The sequence below is a fragment of the Dokdonia sp. MED134 genome, from assembly GCF_000152925.2.
Classification (GTDB): Bacteria; Bacteroidota; Bacteroidia; order Flavobacteriales; family Flavobacteriaceae; genus Dokdonia.
On record NZ_CP009301.1, the window covers coordinates 1,833,093 to 1,857,245 of the forward strand.

Genomic DNA, 24,153 nt, shown 5'->3' on the forward strand with positions numbered 1-24,153 from the left:
AGTGCTAAGTTATAAATTAGGTTTTTTCACTCCTCTTAAAAACCTTATAAAGTTTACCTTTACGAGTAGGCACTATTAAGCCTAGTATGGAGTTTTACTATAAATGCGGTTATTTTACGTCATCATATGTTTTCTATTTACCAGCACGCTACTGGCTCAACAAACTCGTACAGTAAAGGTTGCGACTAGAGATACTATTGTGATAGACTCTGTAAGTATTAATCCATCCCTTTTTAGTATAAAATCACTCACGGGTAAAACAGTAGACAGTTCTCTTTACATTATAGATTATGCTAAGAGTATTCTTTCGCTTAAAGCGAAAAAAACCACACTCCCAGACAGTCTAGAGATTACATACAAACTGTATCCAGATTTTCTCACTCGCAGCTACTCAAAATTTGACAAAAGTCAAATAGTAGAAAGCACTGGCGCTCTAGATAAACTTGTAAGCCTTGGTGTTGATAAAAGAAAAAATAGCGCTCAGCCCTTCTCTGGTCTTAACGTGAGCGGAAGCATTTTAAGAGGAGTCGCAGTGGGTAATAGTCAAAACAGCACACTCAACTCCGAACTAGATTTACAAATAAGTGGTAAGCTTAGTGAGAAAGTTACCCTACGCGCTTCTTTACAAGATGCAAACATCCCAAGCCAGCAAGGAGGGTATTCTCAAAATCTAGACGAATTTGATCAAATATTTATTGAGCTATTTTCAGACAACTGGAATATAAGAGCAGGAGATATAAATCTTCAAAACACAGATTCCTACTTTGGGCAGTTTACAAAAAAGATTCAAGGGCTTTCATTATCAGGCACTATTAATCATTCAGACACAAAAAGCACAGACCTCTTTGGCTCTGGGGCGCTGGTGCGTGGGGTATTTACACAAAGTACATTTACAGGTCAAGAGGGTAATCAAGGACCTTATAAACTCACAGGACCTAATGGCGAACTTTTTGTGCTTGTGGTCTCTGGTAGCGAGACAGTATACGTAAATGGCATCCCGCTGCAACGAGGAGAAAATGAAGATTATGTAATAGATTACAATGCTGGAGAAATACGTTTTAACGCTACATATCCCATCACAAGCGAGATGCGTATCAATGTAGAGTATCAATTTTCTGAGCGAAGATATACTCGCGTGCTGGCTTATGCGGGGGGAAGCTTTCGCGAAAGCGATAACCTGAAAATTGCTGCTCACGTATATTCTGAAGGTGACGTAAAGAACCAACCTTTACAACAAAACCTAACCACCGAACAAGTTGCCATTCTAGAAGCTGCAGGAGATAATACTGCCGAAATGGTAGCACCCAGCGCCGTACCCGATACCTTTGACACTAATAAAATACTATACCGGCAGATTATAATAAATGGTGTAGAGGTATTTGAGTTTAGCACAGACCCAAATGAGTCCCTTTTTCAAGTGCGATTTACTAATGTAGGTGTTAACCAGGGCGACTATGTTTTGAGTACTACAAACACATTACAACGCACTTTTGAGTACGTAGCCCCAGTAAATGGTGTGCCACAGGGGTCTTTTGCACCAGAGGTACAATTGTTTTCACCCACGTTACTGCAACTAGGTGTTGTAAATGGTAGTTATACACCATCTGAGAAGACCACCATAAATTTTGAAGCTGCAGGGAGTAAAAATGATACTAACACATTTTCTACTCAAGATGATGGTGATAATAACGGTTATGCTTTACACCTTGATGTAAATCAACACCTTATCAAGAAAGATAGCACAAAGCTTCTCAAAGCATTTGTAAATTGGGATTATATTCAAGAAGACTTTGTAAATGTAGAGGGGCTTTATAATGTGGAGTTCAATCGTGATTGGAATTTGGAAAATTCGCTGGCAAACGCAAATGGGCTCTTGCTAGGTACACAAAATTATAGTACGCTAGGCCTTGACTACACAGATGTGCAAAATGGCGCACTTACGTATACTTTTCAAAATCTACATTTTGATGGATACTATAACGGTTTGCGTCATCGTCTTTTAGGTAGATGGCAACTAGGAAATCTAAAAACTATCGCAAACGCAAGTATACTGTCTACAGATGATTTACTGCTCAGTACGAACTTTACACGGGTGAATGCACGAACTATTTATGATTTTAAAAAAGCGTGGGTAGGCGGCTCCCTACATCTAGAAGATAACTTACGTGTTGCAAAGAGTAATGACTCTATCACACCAAATAGCCAGCGCTTTAATGAGTATGCCCTTTACACAGGGATAGGTGACAGCACAAAGATCTATGTAGAAGCAGGTTTTAAATACCGTACTAATGACAGTTTACGACTTAACACAATAGAACGGGTTAATACTTCAAATACGTATTACCTAAAGTCACAGCTTCTTAAAAATGAAAAGACAAACTTGTCCATCTTTGTAAACTACAGAAACCTGGTATACACAGACCAGCGAGAGAGTGAAAACTCACTTAACTCACGATTGCTTTATGACCAGCGGTTTGCAAATGATATCGTTAGGTTAAATACTGTTTATGAAACAAATAGTGGCACACAACCTCAACAAGAATTTACTTATATACAGGTAGATGAGGGGCAAGGCACACACACTTGGAACGATTATAATGGCGATGGTGTGCAAGAGCTAGATGAATTTGAGATTGCACAGTTTCAAGATGAGGCAGATTATGTACGAGTTTTGTTACCCAATCAAGTATTTGTACGGACGCATCAAAACAGATTAAGCCAGCAACTCACACTGCAGCCAGGCCAGTGGTCTGGACAGAAGGGTATTAAAAAATTCTTGTCTCATTTTTATAACCAGACGAGTTATATACTTGATAAAAAGGTGTTGCGCCTTTCTAACGATTTTAGTCTAAACCCTTTTAATGAAGATGAAAACGAGATAGGTGCCACCATAAACTTGAGGAACACACTATTCTTTAACAGAGGTAAACAGCGGTATACCACCTCATATAGTTTTTTATCTAACACCTCAAAAACATTACTTTCTACTGGGTTGCAAGAAGGAAAGTTGCTCACACATCAACTTAACTTTTTACATAAGATTAAGGAGAGCTGGCTTTTTAATTTTAAAACTAGCGTGGGAAGTACACAGAGTATCGCCGAAAATTTTGTCTCTCGTAACTTTGATATTGATAATAGTGGCTTTAATCCTAAGGTGTCATACCTTTTTGGAAAGCAATCTAGGGTATCATTGTTTTATGAATTTCAAAACAAAGAAAACCAGAGCGAGGGACAAGAAAGATTAGATCAGCAAAATCTTGGCATCTCCTTTGCACTAGCAGATTTTGAAAAGATATCTGTTTCGGGTGAGATGAAGTTTATAAATAATGATTTTCGCGGAAGCGCATTCAGCCCAGTCGCTTATCAAATCTTAGAAGGACTACAGCCAGGATCAAATTTTACGTGGAATGTAATCGCACAAAAAAGAATTACGAAGTTCTTAGATCTTAATGTTTCTTACTTTGGAAGAAAGAGCGAAGAAACTAGAACAATTCATACTGGTAACATACAGATTAAAGCGTTCTTCTAATTTTTTACGATATTTAAAGCACTAAAAACAACCTATTTATGAAAACAAAGCTATTTATTACCGGTATCACCTTAGTGACAGGGCTTGTGCTCGCAAGCTGCGGTCAAAAAGCTACTACTGAGGAAAAAGCAAAAGAAGAAACTACTATGTCATTTGATACTACGGGATACACATCTGGAACAATTGTACAATCTAAGGCAGAAGGTGATTGTGAGTGGACGATAAAGCTTAAAGACGGTCGTTTTTTAGACCCTATGACTATAGATAAAGATTTTATGAAAGACGGTGCTACCGTATGGGTCAAGTTTTTACCACAAAGACGTATGCAACGTTGTGACAAGGCAAATCCTGTTGACCTTACAGAGATTAAAATGGCTGAGTAATAATATCACCAATGTAAAATAAAAGAGCCGTTGCAATTGCAACGGCTCTTTATATTTATAATAAGATGTTGCTTTTATTTTACAACTAATTTTTGAGTTCTCATAGATGTTCCATCTAGCGTTCCTACTTGTACGATATAAACACCTTTTGAAACATAGTTCATATCAAGACTGTAAGTGTAGCGATCACCCTCCTTCGTCATATTATAGTAAAGAACTTCCTGTCCTAACATATTATAAACTCTAAGACCAGTTAAATCTTCATAGCTCGTTATAAAATTGATATCAAAATTATTTTTTGATGATTCAACGATTGAAAAATCTGCTTCGGCAAATTCTTCATCTTGGAGACCTAACAGCATACCAGTGATATTTGCCGTAAAGTCATTAGTTCTTCCAAAGGCTAAATCCCCACAAGGGTCCAAAACATCACCAGCAGTACTCTCATCTTCTCCGCGTAAACGCATTCTATGCATTCCAGTAGTTAGGCCTGGAAAGTCGTTAAAATCAATTGTAAATTCAAAATCTGAATTTGCACTTGCAACTTGCTCACTCGAAACAAGCTCATCATCTTCAAAAGCATTATTATCATTAAAGTCTATCCAAAGCGCATAAATAGAATCATCAAATCCCATCTGTAAAGTACCTACAAATGGATTTTCTTCTAAAATAAAATTGAAAACAACATCAGAATTATCGCTATACCCCTCTGACGTAGTACTACACGATACAGAAATATCTTGATCTGCTAACTGAAACCCTGTTACTCCATCATCAAACCCAGCACAATTTGATACTGGCTGGCATATGAAATTACTTACTTCAAATGTAAAATCATCATTACTCTCATCTGCATCACCAGTAATCTCGGTTCCGGCAACTATCGTGTAATCTCCAAGTTCTGAAAGGTCTATGGTAGCAGTAAAAGTATATGTCGCTGTTTCTCCACTAGCAATAGATCCTGTAAAGGTCTCTTGTACAGGAGCTCCACCATCTAAAATATAGAATACAGGTATTGACGTTTGTGTCTCTCCGCCAAAGTTTTGAATAGTTACGGTTACAACTTCTGCATCAGATAATCCTGAACCTGACTCTGGCGTTGTAATAGTCACAACTCCAGTGTCTATAGGATTTAGATGAGTTACTTCCTTAGTAGTAGAATCATTTGAGTTATCTTCATCTTCTGCAAATGATGTAGAAGCTACGATAGAATACGTTTGACCTACTGCAGATAAATCTGCTTGGGTTGCAAAAGTAAATGTAGCAGAAGTAGCAGATGGAATTGTTCCGATAAATGCTTCCGTCACTAAAGCTCCTCCATCTATTTGATAAGTTACATCAAACCCTGATTTATCATTTTCGCCAAAGTTAAAAATAGTTACAGTTACATCTTCAGTTGCTGTTAGTGTACCCGTTACCGGTGTATCAATACTAGTTACACCTAGATCATTTGGAAAGTTAGGTGCAATTTGAAAAACACCCAATACATTAGCACGACCACTCGCTCCTACATATTCATTTAAGAACCAAAATTCTTTACCGTTTACTGGATCTACATCCATCTTTCCGTAATCTCCATAACGTTCAGATCCAGGTATATTTCCTGATCCTTTTGCTATTAGTGTTTCTTCAACACTCATTGTACCTGGAGCATCTGCAGCATACCTTCCTGTATAATATGAACTTAATACTAAGTCCACACTTCCATCTGTAGGTGTTTCTGGCCCTGCCATAGCTGTATACCCTAAGCCTATATTTCCTTGAGAGTCCATAGCCATACTACCGTGCCAAGCGTGTTTTCCGTCTGGAGCTGTATATGTTCCTTCTTGGAATAAAGACCAAGCACCTCCATCACTATCTTGTCTAAGCTCGACCCATCTTATTCCTGCTAGCTCTGCAGCACTACCGTCTGTATCTACAACAAAGTTAAATACCGCTGAATTGTGGTCTCCAAATTTTCTAAATTGCGCTTGATTCATAATTGTAGCTTGTAAAGCATCAATATCTTGACCTCCAGGCTGTGTTAGGTTTGCAAATGACCCATTATCAAATACAGATACAAAAGGTGCTGTTGATATTTCTAATGGAGCAGAAACTGTAGAATTTGCTGGCGTATCCCAATCCATTGTTGCTTCCCATAATTTAATATGGTCTGCTGTTACACCTCCCCAAGCATCGTCTTGAAGATAGACAATAGGACATCCTCCTGTTGTTGGGTGATTATCGTCTGTAATATTTAAAGCTTGCGGACTGTGGAAACCACTAGTTACAATACCTGGTAATTGAAAACCTGCCATTTGTGCTGCTGGATCTGGAGTTCCATCTCCAAGAAATGCTCTTTCAAGAACCCATAACTTAGTAGAACCTCCAGTATTTTCAGTCACATAGTACCCATCTCTCCAAACTGACAGTTTATTGTAGTCAGATATACTTGGGAAATTATATACTGTCCACTCAGAGGTTACAGGGTCTGGGCCATTAGATATTGCCACTTGTACGCCTCCCCCTAAGAATGAAACTACCCATCGGTCGGCAAGATTATCATATGATACGGTAAGATCACAACATCCAGACGCAGGAAAAATATTTCCAGTTCCTAATTGGGCTGTTAACGGGGTACCATCTTTATCAAAAATTCTAAATCCTGTATTAAATACAGCAAAATAGTGGTTTGGACCAACTGCTCCAGAAGGGTCTGTAGGTTGTGAGTTAGAAAGTGCTGTTTCTAAAACAAGACTAGGCGTTCTTCCTTGTATGGTATTAGTACTTCTATGCTGGCTATGAGCAAGAATATCATCTCCAGTTGATCCCTTTCCAGGTACAATCTCATACTTAGAGGCACGACCATCTTGAACAGGACCTGGTTTGTCAACAGAAGGAATAAGTTCTGAGCGTGACGCTATAGAAGGCATTTGTGTGACAGTAGCTGCTGTAGTAACCGTAAAAGGTCCAACAGGCTCTGTCTCCTGTGCAGAAATTCCAAAGCCAAAGGCTAAGAGTGCAATGCACAACAGAAGGTTAATTTTTTTCATTTTGTAGTTTTTGGTTATATAAATAATTTGTTAAAAAGTTCCTAAAAATAACAAAAACACACCTTAAAGCATAAAAAAACGCCCACTAAATGGGCGTTTTAACAGTGTATGCATAATAAATACTATGCTATCCAGTGCTTAAAATTTACTTCCTTATCAATTATTGCTGCGAGGTCTGTGATAAGAACACGCTTTTGTTCCATCGTATCTCTGTGGCGTATGGTCACCATTTTATCTTCTAGCGTATCGTGGTCTACAGTAATACAGAAAGGTGTTCCGTTTGCGTCTTGTCTTCTGTAACGCTTACCTACAGCATCTTTTTCGTCATAAAACACATTAAAGTCATACTTAAGATCATCTATAATTTGCTTTGCTACTTCTGGTAAGCCATCTTTCTTTACAAGCGGAAAAACAGCTGCTTTTACAGGCGCAAGTACAGCAGGTAATTTAAGTACTGTTCTTGTTGTGTTGTTTTCTAACTCTTCCTCAACAAGAGAATTAGAAAATACTGCAAGAAACATACGATCAAGACCTATTGATGTTTCTAAAACATAAGGTGTATAACTCGCATTATCTTCGTGATCAAAATATTGTAGCTTTTTACCAGAGTGCTCTTCGTGTGCTTTAAGGTCAAAATCTGTACGAGAGTGTATACCCTCTAGCTCTTTAAACCCAAAAGGGAATTTAAACTCAATATCTGCCGCAGCATCTGCATAATGAGCAAGCTTCTCGTGATCGTGAAAACGGTAATTATCCTCACCCATACCTAGAGATAAGTGCCACTTCATTCTGGTTTCTTTCCAGTGTTTGTACCACTCTCCTTGTGTTCCAGGTTTTATAAAAAATTGCATCTCCATTTGCTCAAACTCACGCATTCTAAAGATAAACTGTCTTGCAACAATCTCATTTCTAAAAGCCTTACCCGTTTGTGCAATTCCAAAAGGAATCTTCATACGTCCCGTTTTCTGAACGTTTAAGAAGTTTACAAAAATACCTTGAGCAGTTTCTGGACGCAAGTAAAGATCCATAGCGCTATCTGCACTAGCACCTAGCTTAGTTCCAAACATAAGGTTAAACTGTTTTACATCTGTCCAGTTCTTACTACCACTTAGCGGGCAACCTATGCCTAACTCTTCTATGAGCAGTTTTACATCTGCCAGGTCTTCTTTTTCTAGTGACTTACCTAGGCGAGATAAAATTGTATCTATCTTTTCTTGATATCCAAGTACACGTGGGTTTGTGCTTAAAAACTCTTCTTTATTAAACGCATCTCCAAAACGCTTTTGAGCCTTCTTTACTTCCTTTTCGATTTTTGTTTCAATCTTAAGGCAGTAATCTTCTACTAGCACATCTGCTCTATAACGTTTTTTTGAGTCCTTATTATCTATTAACGGATCACTAAAAGCGTCTACGTGACCAGAGGCTTTCCAGGTAGTAGGATGCATAAAGATTGCCGCGTCAAGACCCACTATATTATCGTGCATTTGCACCATAGATTTCCACCAGTAATCACGTATATTTTTCTTTAACTCTACACCGTTTTGACCGTAATCGTAAACAGCGCTTAGTCCGTCATATATTTCGCTACTTTGAAAAACGTAGCCATATTCCTTTGCGTGGGAGATTACTTTTTTAAATTGATCGTCTTGTTGAGCCATAGTATGTAGATGGTTATGATACTGATGATTTATGTGGAGCTGTTTCCGCTTTCGCGAAAGCGTAATAAAAACCCTTTAAATCTCAATAATTGAGAGTAATATTTACTTATTTAACTAGGGGTAAAAATAGTAATCCATCTGTAGTTATGGAAATTGCAAGCAACCTATTTTAAGGTAAGGGTTGTAGAGAGCAACATTGCTTGATCGTGGAAAACGCGCACAGTATATGCACCTCTATCTATTTGCTGTACGGGAAGCACTAGCTCGCATATGGTATATGCCTTATTTGAGTACGGGATTTTAGTTTTTGTATTGTACACAATCTCTTCTCCGCTAGGCCACTTTTCTGATCGCTCTACACCTAGCATTTTACCTTGCTCGTTAAGAACTTGCACATAAAAGATTTTATCACCTGCTACTGCCAGTTGATTATCATTTACCGTAAAACATACTTGTATCATCTCTACACGACTGGCGCGAGAGGTGATTACAAATTTACCACTGTTGCGTTGTATAACGCCGCGTGCAGCGAGGTTACTCACGGTAAGCTTTGCTCCTTGTGTGAGCCTGTCTGCAAGCTCTCTATTAGATTTTTGAATACTGTCTTGAGACTTCTTTGCATCATCTAGTGCTTTTTGTGTCTCTTGCTGGAGTGTTGCTAGCCTTTTAGTTTCTAGCGTAAGGCTGTCATTTTCGGTAATAAAATACTCCCGCTCCCTACGTAGTTTTTGTATCTCGAGCTGAAATTGTCGCATCTTTGACCTAGTAACATCTTCTCCTTGAAGTGTCTTTTTGAGCTCTATAAGTCTTACTTGTGCTTGTTTGAGGTTTGCTTTTAACGCATCACGTTCTTCTAGCAGTGTGCTATATTTTGATATTTCTTGCTCAAGTTGCGTAGCTATTTGTGCTTTCTCTGTGAGTAATTGCGCTTCTCTCTTTTGCACCTCACTTTGAAAATCATACGTATAATACCCTAACCCAGCGACAACTAGACATAGCAGTATAACAAGAATTAGTAAAGTATTATTGGTACTTTTAGTACGCATAGATGGTCTATTATTCGCTCAAAGGCGTTAAATTAGAAAAAAAAAGTAAAACCTTGCTACAATCTTTACGATCTCTGTTTTTTCCTGAAAGTTGTAAATCTTGCGACAATGAGCTTCTTGAGGTAGAAATTATGATTTGCACACAATGTAGACATACACTCCCTCTTACAGATTTTCATAGGTACAACGACCCTGCAATAAAAAAAGTATTTTACGGGCGCCTCAATCTTGAAGAAGCAACAGCCTTATTTTATTTTGAGAAAAAAGGTCCCGTACAAGAACTCTTACATAACTTAAAGTACAGAGGTCACAAAAACATAAGCGAGTTTTTAGGCAACTGGCTAGGTGCAGATCTTGCTACTCTTGACAACTATAAAGAAATAGATTGTATAGTACCCGTACCTATACACCCTAAAAAGAAGAAAACGAGAGGGTACAATCAAGTAGCCGGTTTTGGTAAAGCGCTTGCAAAGTCACTTACTGCAACATATAGAGATGATGTGCTTATAAAGTCTAAGAATACGAAGACTCAAGTTTTTAAAGGCCGTTTTACTCGCAGTGACGAGGTGCTAGATGCTTTTACCGTAGCGGTAGACAACTCGCTAGAAGGAAAGCATATTTTACTATGTGATGACATACTCACTACGGGAGCTACTCTGGAGGCCTGCGCATTGCAGCTGCTTAAAATCCCTAATATTAAGTTAAGTATTGCTGTTATGGCAATAGCGCAATAGGTATTTCGTTTTGGGTAAATTAATTGTTTCTTTGCAAATAGATGAGAGATAACCCTTGGTACTTTATGAACTTAAAAAGAGCAACCGTTTTTGCTCTTGTAATCGTGGGTATGGCACTCACTCTGGTAAATTGTGCAAAACGCGGCTCACCAGATGGAGGGCCTATGGATAGTCTACCTCCCGTGTTTGTAAAAGCGACACCGCCTAACTTTACAACCAACTTTGATGGAGATGAGATACGCATTTACTTTGATGAATATGTAAAGCTCAAAGACTTGCGCAAGCAGCTTATCATCTCGCCTCCTATTGTGAATAGAGTCATCTCACCGCAGGGATCTGCTTCAAAATATATCAAAATTGACATTCAAGATACGCTAGCTCCTAACACAACTTATGTATTTAACTTTGGGCTAAGTATTGTAGATAATAATGAAGGAAACCCTTTCCCTTCATTTAAATATGTGATGTCTACTGGAGACTACATAGATAGCCTTAAAGTATCAGGGAAAATTATAGATGCAGTGGCAGAAAAGCCAGACAACTTTGTTACTGTAATGCTTTACGAAGCAGATAGTACTTATACAGACTCAACGGTTTATAACAAACCTCCTCTATATGTTACTAATACCTTAGATAGTTTAGATACTTTTACACTAGACTACCTCAAGCCTGGAAAGTATGCGCTTATAGGTCTCAAAGATGAGGATGCAAACTATACCTTCCAGCCTAAAAAGGATAAAATTGCCTTTGTAGAAGAGTTTATTAATGTTCCTACAGACTCTTCTTATACTTTAAAGTTATTTACAGAGGCTCCTGCTTATAAAGTCTCAAGACCTAAGCACGCAGCAGAAGGTAGAATAGCCTTTGGAACCACGGGATATAGAGATAGTATTTCTATTAATCTTCTAACAGATGCAGGAGACAAGCACACCTCAACAATTACTAAAAAAGGTGAAGACACCCTTTACTACTGGTACAAGCCTAAGCTGGCAATAGACTCTCTCATATTTAACGCTACTGCTCCTGGATACTCAGACACCTTGCAAGCACGTATAAGAAAACCAAGATTAGACTCGCTCTCATTTTCATCGAAGTACCGAAATGTAGTTTTATTTAATAAAGCTTATCGTATACAGAGTAATATCCCCATAGATAGTATAAACAAAGAGCTTATTACCGTAATAAAAGACTCTACAGAAATAGAGTTTGACTACGCCCTTGCAGAGAATAGCACAGCTATTGATTTTGACTTCAAAAAGGAAGAAAAAACGAGATATAGTATTACGGTCTTACCAAATGCGATTACAGATTACTTTGGACAAAAGAATGACACCTTGCGCTACAAAGCCCAAACTAAGGAAATAGGTGATTACGGTGATATAGAGCTCACACTAGTAAATGCACAAGCATTCCCATATATCGTACAGTTGCTCGATAGTCAAGAAAAGGTGGTAGAAGAGCGCTTTAGTTCAAAAGAAACGGTATTTGAGTTTAAGCTTCTCAAACCTGGTAAGTATAAAGTGCGCCTTGTAGAAGATGCAAATAACAATAAAGTCTTTGACTCTGGTAACTTCTTACTAAAGAGACAGCCAGAAATTATAATTAACTACCCTGGTGAGATAGAGGTGCGACCTAGCTGGTTTGCAAAGGAGCGATTTGAGCTACTCCCTAAAGAACAGCCACTAGAAATTCCTACCCCAGAGTAAATACATCTTTGTCTTGAAGAAACGGCAACTTTGCTCTTGTCTCTTTAATGTGGTTTTTTGAAAGTGTAGCAAGCACTACCTTTTCTTCAACTCTTGCAATAGCCATAGTTTTACCCAGCACATCATATGCAGCGGTATGACCTACATAATTGAGATTATTTGCATCTGTACCTACTCGATTTACACCTATGGCATAAGCCATATTTTCTATAGCGCGCGCTTGTAATAAAGTATCCCACGCTCCTACTCTAGCCTCTGGCCAGTTTGCCACATATAAGACCACATCATAGCCTGAAGTATTTCTTGCAAAAACAGGAAATCTCAAATCGTAACAAACTTGCAATAGTATTTTCCACCCTAGGTAGGTGACAGTGATGGGAGCATCACCAGCTTGATATTTTTCACCCTCACCTGCCATATTAAAGGTGTGTCTTTTATTGTAATATTCTACCGTACCCTCTGGAGTTATAAAAACAAAACGATTATAGTACAAATCGTTTTCCTCTATAATGAGACTACCACAAATTGCCGTTTTATATTTTTTTGCTTGTGCTTTCATCCACTGCACTGTGATGCCATCCATAGTCTCTGCTAGAGGTTCTGGATTCATAGAGAAACCGGTTGTAAACATTTCTGGCAAGATGGCGAGATCACAGTTTTCTGGTAATTGTGTAAAGTGCTTTTCAAAGGCTAAGCGATTTTGAGCGGGTTGCTCCCAGATTAAATCGCTTTGTATCATTGCCACATTAAGTTGATCTCTTTCCATAGTATAAAGATAAAACGTATGCCTATATAAAACCACCGTACTATTATAAAAGCTAGCAACTCATTATTATCTTTACGTACCATCGCACTGTCTATGCAAAACACAATCGCAACACGTATATATGATTTTTTAAAACAGTTCCCGCCTTTTCAGTTTATGGCGAGTGACGATCTCTTTAAAATATCTACGCTGGCAAATGTGCTCTATCTAGATAAAGATCAGATTCTTTTTTCTAGAGACGAGCTTTATAGTGATCGCTTTTATATCGTTCAGCAGGGCGCTATAAAACTCACCAGACCTTCTGGTAATAAGACAAAGGTGGTAGACATTTGTGATGAGGGTGATTTATTTGGCCTTAAAGTAACTAGTGAGAACACCTACCGTACCACAGCAACGGCAAATGAGGAAACTATTATCTACACGATACCGGTAGAAGCGTTTTCCGCTTTCGCGAAAGCGAACAAAGCCATCTCAAATTACCTCATCGCCAGCTTTGCTTCAAACATAAAGGACCCCTATACCTTGCAACAAAACGGATCCTTACTTAACACCTATGAGCCAGATCGTAATCAAGACTTACTAGGTTTGCAGCAAGCAAACTACAGTAAGAATGTAGTAAGCTGTGACCCAAGTGCTACTGTGCAAGAGGCAGCACAACTTATGCAATCTAGCAGGATAGGTAGTCTGGTTGTAACTAGCAACGAGCTACCTGTTGGGATTTTGACTAACAGAGAACTGCGCAACGCCATTGCAAGTGGTACAGACACTACAAACACACTTACAAAGGATATAATGATTCATCCCGTGGTGTGCACTCCTGGAGATTTAACAGTGGGCCAGGCGCAGCTTATGCTTATAAAGTACGGAGTAAATCATCTCGTAATTACAAAAGATGGAACAGATAGAAGCGCTATAATAGGGATACTAAGCAAGCACGATATTGTAGTCTCATTTGGTAATAGTCCTGCCGAACTTATTAAAGAAATTAAAAGAGCAGAAAAGACTAAACTCCTACGTATGTCTTGGGAGAAAGCAACGGTAATACTTACAAACTATCTTGACCAAGGTTTACCACTATCACACATACTCAATATCTTCTCTGAGCTCAAGGGTGCCCTCATATATCGCACGATGGAACTCTCACTAGCCAAAATGAGTGAACCCCCTCCAGTACCTTTTACTTGGCTAGCTTTAGGCAGTCAAGGCAGGGAAGAGCAGCTGTTATATACAGATCAAGATAATGCCCTTGTTTATGAAAATGTCCCCGCAGAAAAAGAAGAAGCCACAAAAGCTTATTTCTTAAGACTGGCAAACCGTATGAACAAACGCCTGCATAAAATAGGCTATGATTATTGTCCTGCAGATATGATGGGAAGCAACCCTTTGTATTGTTTACCCATAAGTGAGTGGAAAGAAAAATTTAAAGGCTGGATATATGACCCCTCACCAGAGAGTATGCTACTCTCGGGTATCTTTTTTGATTACAGGCGCACATTTGGAAGCCAGCAACTCGTTGAAGAGCTCACTACTCACATTTACAGTTTACTAGGTGACAGCTCCATTTTTTATCGATTTATGGCAAAAGATGCGCTTAAAAATCCGCCGCCGGTGAGTTTTTTTAGAAACTTTCTGGTAGAAAGTGATGGGGCTCACAAAGATGAATTTGATATAAAAAACAGAGCAATGGCACCTCTTATAGGTGCGGCAAGAGTACTTTCTCTATATCACGGTCTCAAAAATGTAAATAGAACTTCTACTAGATACGAGCAACTCGCTATGCTAGAACCAGAAAACCGAGAGTTATATGAAAGTTGTGCTTATGCGTTTAAAGCACTACTTAAATTTAGAGTACAACAAGGTTTAAAAAACGGAGATAGCGGTCGCTTTATACAACTAGAGTCATTATCAAAATCTGATAGACTTAAACTCAAGAGATGTTTTAAACCCTTACGAGATGTGCAAGAAGTACTACGTGTACGATTTCAAACTCAAAACTTAAGCTAGATGTCCTTATTCTCAAAAAATAATGACTCACTACCAGAGTTTTGGATAAAATATCTTGACGCTTTCGCGAAAGAAAAAAAGGAAAAACGCTTCTTTAAAAAAACCGCAGACAGCAAGGGTTTACAAAACACAAGATTTGTAGTTTTTGATACAGAGACCACGGGTTTAGATTATAAAAAAGATCGCATTCTTTCCCTAGGTGGTGTTGCTGTGGTAGGCAATCAAGTTATTGTGGCAGACACGCTCGAGCTATTTTTAAAACAAGACTTTTACAATCCAGACAGCGCACAAATACACGGGATCTTAAAACAAGGCAATTACCTCAAGGTTAATGAAAAAGAAGCCATTGCCCAGTGTCTAGATTTTATAGGCACAGATATTCTGGTAGGGCATCACGTAGGCTTTGACGTAGCAGTGGTAAATCAATCACTTAAGAGAGCTGGGCTAGGCAGGCTAAAAAACAGACAACTCGATACAGAGATTTTATACAAGAGACTAGTACACCCAGTAAACAGACCTCTACAAGACAAACGCTACACCCTAGATGAGCTTGCCGAAGCTCTTAAAATACCACTACACGACAGGCATACCGCAGCGGGAGACTCTTTAATCACGGCGCTTGCTTTTATAAAAATTGTTCATAAGCTCAACAGCGATGGCGAGATGAAATTAAAACACCTTTTTAGATGATTAATCAAGACACACTTATTGTATTTGACATAGACGGTACACTTACAGACAGCATACCCACCTATTTACCTGTAATAACCAAAGTACTTGCAGATATAGGTCTCAAAGATATAGATACAGATTATGATAACTACCTGCATCATACAGATCGCTATGCACTGGAGTATAATTATGAGCGCAATTTTGGCAAGAAAGCACCACAAGATTTACGGTACACACTAGATACACTCTTAGGAGAAGAGCTCATAAAACACCCTTCTGTGCCAGAGATAAAAGGTGCTACAACATTACTTGAGGTTCTCATAAACGAAAAAATTCCTTTTGCATATGGTACGGGAGCTTTCCCAAAAGCAACAGTGGTAAAGATGGAAGGCTCTGGTGTGCCATTTATACCAGAAGTACTCGCCACCTCGCTAGAAAATGTATCACGAGTAGGTTTTGTAAAAGAAGCCATAGAGAAGTCTAAGGCACATTATGGTCACTCTAGTTTTGAGCGCATCATTGCTGTGGGCGATGGTCTCTGGGATCTCAAAGCTGCACAAGATCTTGAGATAGATTTTTTAGGCATAGGCACAAAAAACAAAGATGCAATGTTTAAAAATGGGTGCACGCACTGGGTAAAAGACTATGCAAATTTTGACCTCTCGCAATTTGGATAGATTAAAAATGCGTGCGTAAAGATGGAGAATTACGCTTTCGCGAAAGCGTAAACCTGCTACTTGCCTTCTAAAATAGCCATTAGCTTTTCTGCTCCTTGCATTTTTGCGTGATCATAAGCGGTGTTTCCTTTTTCGTCTACGTGGCTTGCGTCTGCGCCATTATCTATAAGTAGCTGTGCAATTTCCGACTGTGCAAAAGTTGCTGCATAAATCAAAGCGGTTGCACTGTTTAAATTTTGAGCATTTACATCTGCACCGTGGTCTATAAGTAGTTTTGCGATGGCCGCATACCCCTTAAAACAAACACCCATAAGGGCCGTGTTGCCAGAAGCATCTTTTGCATTAAGATCTGGTTTGTGCTTAAGCATAGCCTCTGCCATATCTTGATTACCGTAATAAGTGGCAAGTAAGAGCGGCGTTGAACCACGTTGATCTTTTATATTAATAAGCTCTGGGTGTGCCGTTATAATTGCTTTTACCATCTCTACATCTCCGTTGCGTATGGCATCAAAAAGTTTGTCATTCATAATATGCTGTGCTATCTAACTTAATGTATAAATATAATCACAAAACAAATATCGCGCTCACAAGCAGTCATAATATTTACCTATAATATGATTTAAGTAATCATTGTAAAAACATTTGTTCATCAAGTAGGCTCGCTAAAATCTTGTTAATTACAATTCTCTTAAGACCCTAAGCTCAAGTTCTAAACTATATTTAAAAACACTAACCAAAACTATATTACAATGAGCAACTCTGCATTATCAAACTGGCTAGAAAAAGACACAATGGCATCTACTGCTTCGAGAGGGGTTATCTCTGGTGTACTAGGTGGACTTGCAGGTACTATTGTAAAAACAGCAATCGAACATTTTTTACCAGTAAGACAGCCTAACACAGAAAGCGCGCAACTTAAACTTGTAGATAATATTTCTGAAAAACTCACGGGTGAACCCGTAAGTGCTTCAAACCGGGACCTAGCAGAACAACTAGTAAACATCCCAATAGGGGTGACACTAGGCGCGAGTCTAGGCTATACAAAACGCGACAGACCAGAGACTAATGTGGTGGAGGGCGCCCTCTTCGGAACGACAGCATATCTTGCTACACACGAGACATCATTACCACTTATGGGTCTAGAAGAAGCTCCAGAAGACATCCCAGTAAAGTTACAAGCAAATGAGTTTCTGGCTCACGTAGCCTTTGGTATAACTGCAGAGCTTGTGAGAGGCTGGGTAGCAAGGAAACTAGATGATTAAATCTCACATAAAATAGTTGCTGCTTTTTTAAGGGTTTCATCATCTTTTGCAAAGCAAAAACGGAGCATTTTAAAATCTTCTTGATGAAGATTAAATACTGAGGTTGGTATTGATGCTACTTTATGGTTTTTTGTAAGTCTCTTTGCAAATTCTACATCTTCCTCCTGCGTTATCTCGCTATAATCTAGCATTTGAAAATAAGTACCAGCAGCGGGTGTTACTTTAAAACGTGAGTCTTTAATTAGGTCTAAAAATAAATCCCTCTTTTGCTGAAAGAAATCATTGAGTCTTAAATAATGTTCTGGTTCTTTAAGATATGTAGCGAAGGCTTTTTGTGATGGGTGATGTACAGAAAAAACATTAAACTGGTGTACTTTCTGAAACTCCTCCATTAATGCCTTAGGCGCTACTGTATATCCCATTTTCCACCCTGTGTTGTGAAAGGTTTTTCCAAAAGATGCAGTAATAAAACTACGCGCTCGTAGCTCTGGATATCTAGCTACACTCTCGTGTTTTTTACCATCAAAAACAATATGCTCATACACCTCATCACTAAGCAAGATAATATCTGTGCCTTTTAATATTCTAGACAGCTCCATCATATCCTCCTTATCAAGTATAGTACCTGTGGGGTTATGCGGTGTGTTTATAAAAAGCATCTTAGTCTTAGGCGTTATAGCACGCTCTACCGCACTCCAGTTTACTTTATACAACGGTGCCTTGAGTTGTATAGGGACTATAGTTCCTCCATTTACCGTTACTGCTGGCTCATAACAATCATATGCTGGTTTAAGAACAATTACCTCATCTCCCGGTCTTATAAAAGCAGATACAATGGTATAAATAGCTTGTGTAGCCCCAGCGGTCACAGTTACCTCACTCTCTGGATGATAATCACTGCCGTATAATGTGTTTATCTTATTGGCTATTTGCTCGCGTAGGCCATATACTCCAGGCATAGGTGCATACTGGTTATACCCATCACTCATAGCCTTAGTTACCAGTTGTTGTAACTTGGGATCACTATCAAACCCAGGAAAACCTTGAGCAAGATTAATAGCTCCTTCTTGATGAGCAAGCTTACTCATCACTGTAAAAATGGTGGTACCTACATCCGGTAGTTTTGAAGTAAAGTGCATTGCAGTCTTTTTTTCTTTATGATGACTAAAGATAAGACAACTATACTACAGATAAGGCTACGGTTACCTTACTCTTATTTACCCATTTCTGCAGCAGTAGTTTCTAGCTCTGCATACCATTCTTCGCCAAATTTACGTACGAGCGCATCTTTAGTAAACTTGTAAACGGGTACTTTAAGTTCTTGCCCCAGTGTACAGGCGTCATCACAAATAGGCCAGCGGTGATAATTTACTGCCGAAAATGAGCTATACTTTTGTACCCTCACAGGGTATAAATGACAAGAAATAGGTTTTTTCCAATCTACTTTACCAGCATTATATGCATCTTCTATACCGCAACTTGCCCAGCCTTTATCATTAAAAGTCACATATGCACACTCTGCACCATTTACAAGTGGGGTCTCAAGCTCACCATCACGCACGATTGATGTACCCTGTGCCTCAATAGCGGCGATACCTTCTGGGCGTAAAAAAGGTTTTACCTCCTCATAGATGTCAGCCATAATCTTCACCTCATCTTCCTCCAGTGGTGCGCCAGCCTCTCCCGCTATACAGCACTCACCCTTACAGGCATTAAGATTACAGACAAAATCTTTTTCGATGATGTCTTCAGATACGATGGTTTTTTTGAGTTGAAACATAGAAGGCAAAGATACTGCCTTGTGCTTAAAACTATAAGACATTTTTCACCCCACCTTTGGTATTTGTCATATGGTTTAATTTGCACTTAGTTTTAGAAACCACACTTTTTACACATTGTCCTATTGTGTATCTTTCTAGAGTGACAAGTACGCTTTCGCGAAAGCGTAAACCTAATGTCAACATATAATCTAAGCCTATGAAAAAGCTCTTGTACATATTATGTCTAGTCCCACTTTTTGCACTATCCCAAAGTAATTATGATAAGGTTATAGATGAACGTCTTAGAGCAACCTTATTACAGCACAAAGATTTTGTGAGCATTCCTAATCTCCCAGAAAGTCCAGAGCTTATGCTTGAAAACATTGCTTGGGTAGAAAAGAAATATGAAGCACTAGGCTTTACAACTACGCGTCTTAAAAGCGAGACATTGCCTATACTACTTGCAGAAAAAGTATACGACCCTGCGCTTAAAACAATTCTCTTTTATGTACACATAGATGGGCAACAGGTAAATCCCGCAGTCTGGGATCAAGAAGATCCTTTTACCCCTGTATTAAAAAAACAAGACCCATCTGGGACTTGGACAGCAATGGGCTGGGATGCATTAAACCAAAAAATAAATGATGAATGGCGCATATATGGAAGAGCCGCAGCAGATGATAAAGCACCTATCCTAATGTTTATTACCGCATTAGAAATATTACAGGAGCAAGGCAAAACACCAAATTTTAATATCAAAGTAATTTTTGACCCTCAAGAAGAGTATGGTTCTACTGCTCTAATAGGCACTCTTGACACTTATAAAAATCGCTATGCTGCAGACTATTTTATAGTGATGGACGGCCCTGCGCATAGTTCTAATAAGCCTACACTCACCTTTGGCTGTCGTGGTATAGCCACTTGTGAGATTACAACCTATGGCGCAGCTTTACCACAACATAGTGGTCACTATGGTAATTATGTGCCTAACCCAGTTTTTAGACTATCGCATTTACTCTCAAGTATGAAAAATGATGATGGCAGGGTACTTATAGATGGTTATTATGACGGTATTACTATAAGTCCAGAAGAAGCTATTGTTATGCAGTCTGTGCCATTTACCGCTGCTAGCTTTAATAAAAAATTAGGCTTACACAGCGCCGAAAGTGTGGGTAAAAATTATCAAGAAGCGCTACAATATCCTACACTTAATGTGAGACAGCTCAACACCTCTTGGACAGGTAAAGGGCTCAAGACCGTAGTACCTAGCACCGCAACTGCACACCTTGATGTGCGCCTTGTACCAGAAATAAGTGGGGATGACCAGCTAGATAAAATTAAAAAGCACATAAGCAATGAGGGGTATTTTGTACTAGACAGACTCCCCACCGCTCAGGAGCGCCTTACTCACAAGCGCATAGCAACAGTTAAGACTAAAACTCTTGTAAATGCTTTTAGAACAAGTCCACAGGGAGATTTTGGTGTAAAAATGAGGCAGCGATTGACACAAGTTTTTAATGAAGAGCCCGTAACGATACGTATGATGGGTGGCACGGTGCCTATTGTACCGCTTATTAACACCTTAAATCTTCCTACCGTTATCTTGCCTCTTGTTAATATGGACAACAACCAGCATAATCCTAATGAGAATATACGCATAGGTAATATGAGACAAGGTATTAAAGTGTGTCTTGGCCTTTTTGAAACCAATTTCTAGCTTGCAAAAAATTCAATAAAAAAGCCGACTTATTATAAGTCGGCTTTTGTTTTTTGTTTCGCTTTCGCGAAAGCGTAATTATATTACTTCACGTCAAAACGATCTGCATCCATCACTTTTACAAATGCTTTTACAAAGTCATTTACAAAACGATCTTCGCCATCGCTTGCTCCATAAACCTCTGCAACAGCTCTTAACTCTGTGTTTGATCCAAAAATAAGATCTGCACGTGAGCCTGTAAATTTCATCTCACCTGTACGTCTATCTGTACCAGAAAACAACGTATCGTCTGATGATAATGCTTTCCAAGTGTATGTAAAATCAAGGAGGTTTACAAAGAAGTCATTTGTAAGTTCCCCAGGTCTATCTGTAAAAACTCCTACTTTTGACCCATCATAGTTTGCACCTAGAACTCTCAATCCACCCACGAGTACTGTCATCTCTGGTATTGAAAGTCCTAACAATTGTGCTCTATCTACAAGCATAGTCTCGGCAGCTTGTGCTTTCTGAGAGCTTTGTACATAGTTTCTAAAACCATCTGCTTTTGGCTCTAGATATCCAAAACTATCTATATCTGTATCTTCTTGTGTAGCATCTACTCTACCAGGAGTAAAAGGCACCGTAATCTCTCTTCCAGCTTTCATTGCTGCAAGCTCTATACCTACACTACCTGCAAGTACAATTAAATCTGCTAGAGAAACCTCTCCATCAAAAGTGTTTTGTATATCCTTAAGAAAGATAAGTACTTTGTTGAGCTGCTCTGGATTATTTACTTCCCAGTGGCTCTGTGGTGCTAGTGCAATACGTGCGCCATTTGCTCCTCCTCTTTTATCTGAATCTCTATATGTAGAGGCACTTGCCCAAGCTGTTGTTACCATTTCTGCTATGGTAAGGTCACTATCTGCAATAGCGCTCTTAAGGATCTCAACTTGTGCATCACTTAGTGTATAACCATTTGCTTCTGGAAGTGGATCTTGCCATAATAATTTCTCTCCAGGCATTTCTGGACCTAAGTATCTAGATAATGGTCCCATATCACGGTGTGTAAGTTTATACCAAGCACGTGCAAAAGCATCTTCAAAAGCTTTATGATCTTCGTGAAACTTTTTTGAAATTTTAAGGTACTCTGGATCTACTTTAAGTGCAATATCTGCCGTGGTCATCATAAGACGTTGCTTTTTTGAAGCATCTCCTGCTGTAGGAGCCATTCTAGCATTACTCTCTTCTGTAGGTGTCCACTGGTGTGCTCCTGCAGGACTTTTTGTAAGTTCCCAGTCATAATTAAGCAGTACGTCAAAATAATCTGCATCCCACTGTGTTGGATTAGGAGTCCAAGCACCTTCAATACCTGAGGTAATTGTGTCATCTAGCACTCCACTTTTATAGCTATTTTTCCATCCAGTACTCATTTCTTCTATAGAAGCTCCGTGAGGCTCTGTACCTACATACTTCTCTGGATCTGCCGCACCGTGTGCTTTACCAAAAGTGTGTCCTCCAGCAACAAGTGCTACAGTTTCTTCATCATTCATCGCCATACGGCCAAAGGTCTCTCTCACATTTGCCGCAGAGCCCATAGGGTCTGGATTTCCGTTAGGGCCTTCTGGGTTTACGTATATCCACCCCATCATTACTGCTGCAAGTGGTGCTTCTAGATCACCATCTTTATAACGGGCTTCGTTTGCTCCCCACTCTACTTCACTACCCCAGTAAATATCTTGCTCTGGCTCCCAGACATCTTCACGTCCTCCTGAGAAACCAAATGTTGGGAATCCCATAGACTCTAGCGCACAGTTACCTGCTAAAATCATAAGGTCTGCCCAAGATATTTTGTTTCCATATTTCTTTTTAATAGGCCATAAAAGTAAACGAGCCTTATCTAGGTTACCATTATCTGGCCAGCTATTAAGCGGAGCAAAACGCTGCGATCCAGAACCTGATCCACCGCGACCATCACCTATACGATATGTACCGGCACTGTGCCAAGCCATACGTATCATAAATCCTCCGTAGTGACCATAATCTGCAGGCCACCAGTCTTGAGAGTCTGTCATTAGATCTATAACATCTTTTTTAAGGGCTGTAAAATCTAAACTTTTAAAAGCAGCAGCATAGTCAAAATCTTCACCCATAGGGTCAGATTTTGTAGCATTCTGGCGTAGCACATTAAGTCTAAGCTCATTAGGCCACCAGTCTCTATTTGTTGTTCCTCCTCCAGCAAATTGTTTATGGGCTCCTCCTAAAAAAGGACATTTTGCTATAGCAGATGGGTCGTTAAGGTCAAAGGTCTCTGTGTTTTTCATTTTTTTTATTTTCTAGGTGAATTATAAAAGTATTTTAAAAGGGGCTCTCTAACTATAGTTTATCATTTAAATAATTTTAATTCAAATAGATTTTATCTATACTCATAGAGGAGCGACCTGCTATTCTAACGTTAAGGTGATTAAGATTCTCACACAAGTTAACATTTAATATGCTCATTTTAAATATCTTGTATAAAGATAATTAAGAATTACGCTTTCGCGAAAGCGTTAATAAAACTTTACAATTTATTCACACCAAAAGTGAAAGATGCAGCGTGTAATATGAGGTATCTTTGCGCCGTCTTAAAAAAAGCACTAATGAAAATAGATTTAAAAGAGATTCTAACCGCTACAATGGTTCTTTTTGCAGTTATCGACATTGTAGGAAGTATCCCTATTGTTTTAAAACTACGTAAGAAAGCAGGTCACATACAGAGTGAGAAAGCGGCGCTAGTTGCTCTTATTGTAATGACCTTATTTGTTTTTGTAGGTGAGAGTATACTAGGTGTTATAGGTATTAATGTATATGAGTTTGCAGTTGCGGGATCATTTATTCTCTTTTTTATTGCACTGGAGATGATACTAGGTGTAAGCCTTTTTAAAGATGACGATACACTTAGTAAAAAGACGGTTTCTGTTTTTCCGCTAGCTTTCCCGCTTATTGCTGGTCCTGGAACCCTTACTTCTCTTCTAGCACTAAGAGCAGAGTATGACCTTATGAATATTCTTATAGCTGTCGTTCTTAACATCTTGCTTGTTTATCTAGTACTTAAAACGTCAAGACACATTGAACGATTTTTAGGAAAGAACGGTATTGCTATCATACATAAAGTTTTTGGTGTAATTTTGTTAGCCATTGCTGTAAAGTTATTTACTGCAAACATTCAAGAACTTTTCAAATAGACGT

General features: G+C 38.9%; 18 protein-coding genes. 10 read left to right on the forward strand and 8 right to left on the reverse strand.

Annotated elements, in window-relative coordinates; translation table 11 throughout:
- Window positions 1–103: 103 nt before the first annotated feature.
- Together MED134_RS08040 and MED134_RS08045 are read left to right on the forward strand one after the other, a co-directional pair.
- Window positions 104–3,529, forward strand: a complete 3,426-nt coding sequence (locus tag MED134_RS08040) for a hypothetical protein (RefSeq protein WP_038597757.1) — start codon at window positions 104–106, stop codon at window positions 3,527–3,529.
- A gap of 38 nt (window positions 3,530–3,567) precedes the next feature.
- Complete coding sequence (locus tag MED134_RS08045; RefSeq protein WP_038597761.1) at window positions 3,568–3,912, forward strand: hypothetical protein; 345 nt, start codon at window positions 3,568–3,570, stop codon at window positions 3,910–3,912.
- A 74-nt stretch (window positions 3,913–3,986) separates the two neighbouring features.
- On the opposite strand, the gene MED134_RS14730 is transcribed toward MED134_RS08045, so the two are convergent.
- From MED134_RS14730 to MED134_RS08060, 3 genes are all read right to left on the reverse strand, one after another.
- Window positions 3,987–6,944 (reverse strand): GEVED domain-containing protein, encoded by a 2,958-nt coding sequence (locus MED134_RS14730; RefSeq protein WP_052084168.1) that lies wholly within the window; start codon window positions 6,942–6,944, stop codon window positions 3,987–3,989.
- A gap of 122 nt (window positions 6,945–7,066) precedes the next feature.
- Window positions 7,067–8,602 carry a glycine--tRNA ligase gene (locus tag MED134_RS08055; protein WP_038597765.1) on the reverse strand — a complete coding sequence of 512 codons (1,536 nt, stop codon included), beginning with the start codon at window positions 8,600–8,602 and terminating at the stop codon, window positions 7,067–7,069.
- Window positions 8,603–8,766: 164 nt separating this feature from the next.
- Complete coding sequence (locus tag MED134_RS08060) at window positions 8,767–9,648, reverse strand: hypothetical protein (RefSeq protein WP_038597770.1); 882 nt, start codon at window positions 9,646–9,648, stop codon at window positions 8,767–8,769.
- Window positions 9,649–9,779: 131 nt separating this feature from the next.
- On the opposite strand from MED134_RS08060, the gene MED134_RS08065 reads away from it, so the two are divergent.
- Entirely contained in the window at window positions 9,780–10,382 is a 603-nt protein-coding gene (locus MED134_RS08065) for a ComF family protein (RefSeq protein WP_316930955.1), read from the forward strand.
- Between the two features lie 65 nt (window positions 10,383–10,447).
- Window positions 10,448–12,088 (forward strand): Ig-like domain-containing protein, encoded by a 1,641-nt coding sequence (locus MED134_RS08070; RefSeq protein WP_158407706.1) that lies wholly within the window; start codon window positions 10,448–10,450, stop codon window positions 12,086–12,088.
- Here MED134_RS08070 and MED134_RS08075 read toward each other — a convergent pair.
- Window positions 12,075–12,854, reverse strand: a complete 780-nt coding sequence (locus MED134_RS08075) for a nitrilase family protein (protein ID WP_038597775.1) — start codon at window positions 12,852–12,854, stop codon at window positions 12,075–12,077. The two genes, MED134_RS08070 and MED134_RS08075, sit on opposite strands and share 14 nt — an antisense overlap.
- A 93-nt stretch (window positions 12,855–12,947) precedes the next feature.
- Here MED134_RS08075 and MED134_RS08080 point away from each other — a divergent pair, with 93 nt between their 5' ends.
- From MED134_RS08080 to MED134_RS08090, 3 genes are read left to right on the forward strand one after another with little or no spacing between them, the layout of a single operon-like run.
- Entirely contained in the window at window positions 12,948–14,858 is a 1,911-nt protein-coding gene (locus tag MED134_RS08080; protein ID WP_038597779.1) for a DUF294 nucleotidyltransferase-like domain-containing protein, read from the forward strand.
- Complete coding sequence (locus MED134_RS08085) at window positions 14,859–15,548, forward strand: PolC-type DNA polymerase III (protein WP_038597784.1); 690 nt, start codon at window positions 14,859–14,861, stop codon at window positions 15,546–15,548.
- On the forward strand, window positions 15,545–16,207 hold the full coding sequence (locus MED134_RS08090) for an HAD family hydrolase (protein ID WP_038597787.1): 663 nt from the start codon (window positions 15,545–15,547) through the stop codon (window positions 16,205–16,207). Before MED134_RS08085 ends, MED134_RS08090 begins: the two co-directional genes overlap by 4 nt.
- A 56-nt stretch (window positions 16,208–16,263) precedes the next feature.
- Here MED134_RS08090 and MED134_RS08095 read toward each other — a convergent pair whose 3' ends face one another.
- Window positions 16,264–16,734, reverse strand: a complete 471-nt coding sequence (locus MED134_RS08095; RefSeq protein WP_038597790.1) for an ankyrin repeat domain-containing protein — start codon at window positions 16,732–16,734, stop codon at window positions 16,264–16,266.
- Between the two features lie 222 nt (window positions 16,735–16,956).
- Here MED134_RS08095 and MED134_RS08100 point away from each other — a divergent pair, with 222 nt between their 5' ends.
- The gene (locus MED134_RS08100; protein ID WP_038597792.1) at window positions 16,957–17,469 is read left to right on the forward strand and encodes a DUF1440 domain-containing protein; all 513 of its coding nucleotides are present in this window, start codon (window positions 16,957–16,959) and stop codon (window positions 17,467–17,469) included.
- Here the strand turns inward: MED134_RS08100 and MED134_RS08105 are convergent.
- Both MED134_RS08105 and MED134_RS08110 read right to left on the reverse strand, forming a co-directional pair.
- A complete protein-coding gene (locus MED134_RS08105; protein WP_038597794.1) occupies window positions 17,466–18,608 on the reverse strand; it encodes a methionine aminotransferase in 1,143 nt (380 codons plus the stop codon). The two genes, MED134_RS08100 and MED134_RS08105, sit on opposite strands and share 4 nt — an antisense overlap.
- Before the next feature lie 74 nt (window positions 18,609–18,682).
- Window positions 18,683–19,249: a DUF3109 family protein gene (locus MED134_RS08110; RefSeq protein WP_038601058.1), complete on the reverse strand. Its 567-nt coding sequence runs from the start codon at window positions 19,247–19,249 to the stop codon at window positions 18,683–18,685.
- A 197-nt stretch (window positions 19,250–19,446) separates the two neighbouring features.
- Here MED134_RS08110 and MED134_RS08120 point away from each other — a divergent pair, with 197 nt between their 5' ends.
- Window positions 19,447–20,946: a M20/M25/M40 family metallo-hydrolase gene (locus tag MED134_RS08120; RefSeq protein ID WP_038597798.1), complete on the forward strand. Its 1,500-nt coding sequence runs from the start codon at window positions 19,447–19,449 to the stop codon at window positions 20,944–20,946.
- 83 nt (window positions 20,947–21,029) lie between these two features.
- On the opposite strand, the gene katG is transcribed toward MED134_RS08120, so the two are convergent.
- Window positions 21,030–23,246, reverse strand: a complete 2,217-nt coding sequence (gene katG, locus MED134_RS08125; RefSeq protein ID WP_052084170.1) for a catalase/peroxidase HPI — start codon at window positions 23,244–23,246, stop codon at window positions 21,030–21,032.
- Between the two features lie 318 nt (window positions 23,247–23,564).
- Between katG and MED134_RS08130 the strand changes: the two genes are divergently transcribed.
- Window positions 23,565–24,149 carry a MarC family protein gene (locus MED134_RS08130; protein WP_035325940.1) on the forward strand — a complete coding sequence of 195 codons (585 nt, stop codon included), beginning with the start codon at window positions 23,565–23,567 and terminating at the stop codon, window positions 24,147–24,149.
- Window positions 24,150–24,153 lie beyond the last annotated feature (4 nt).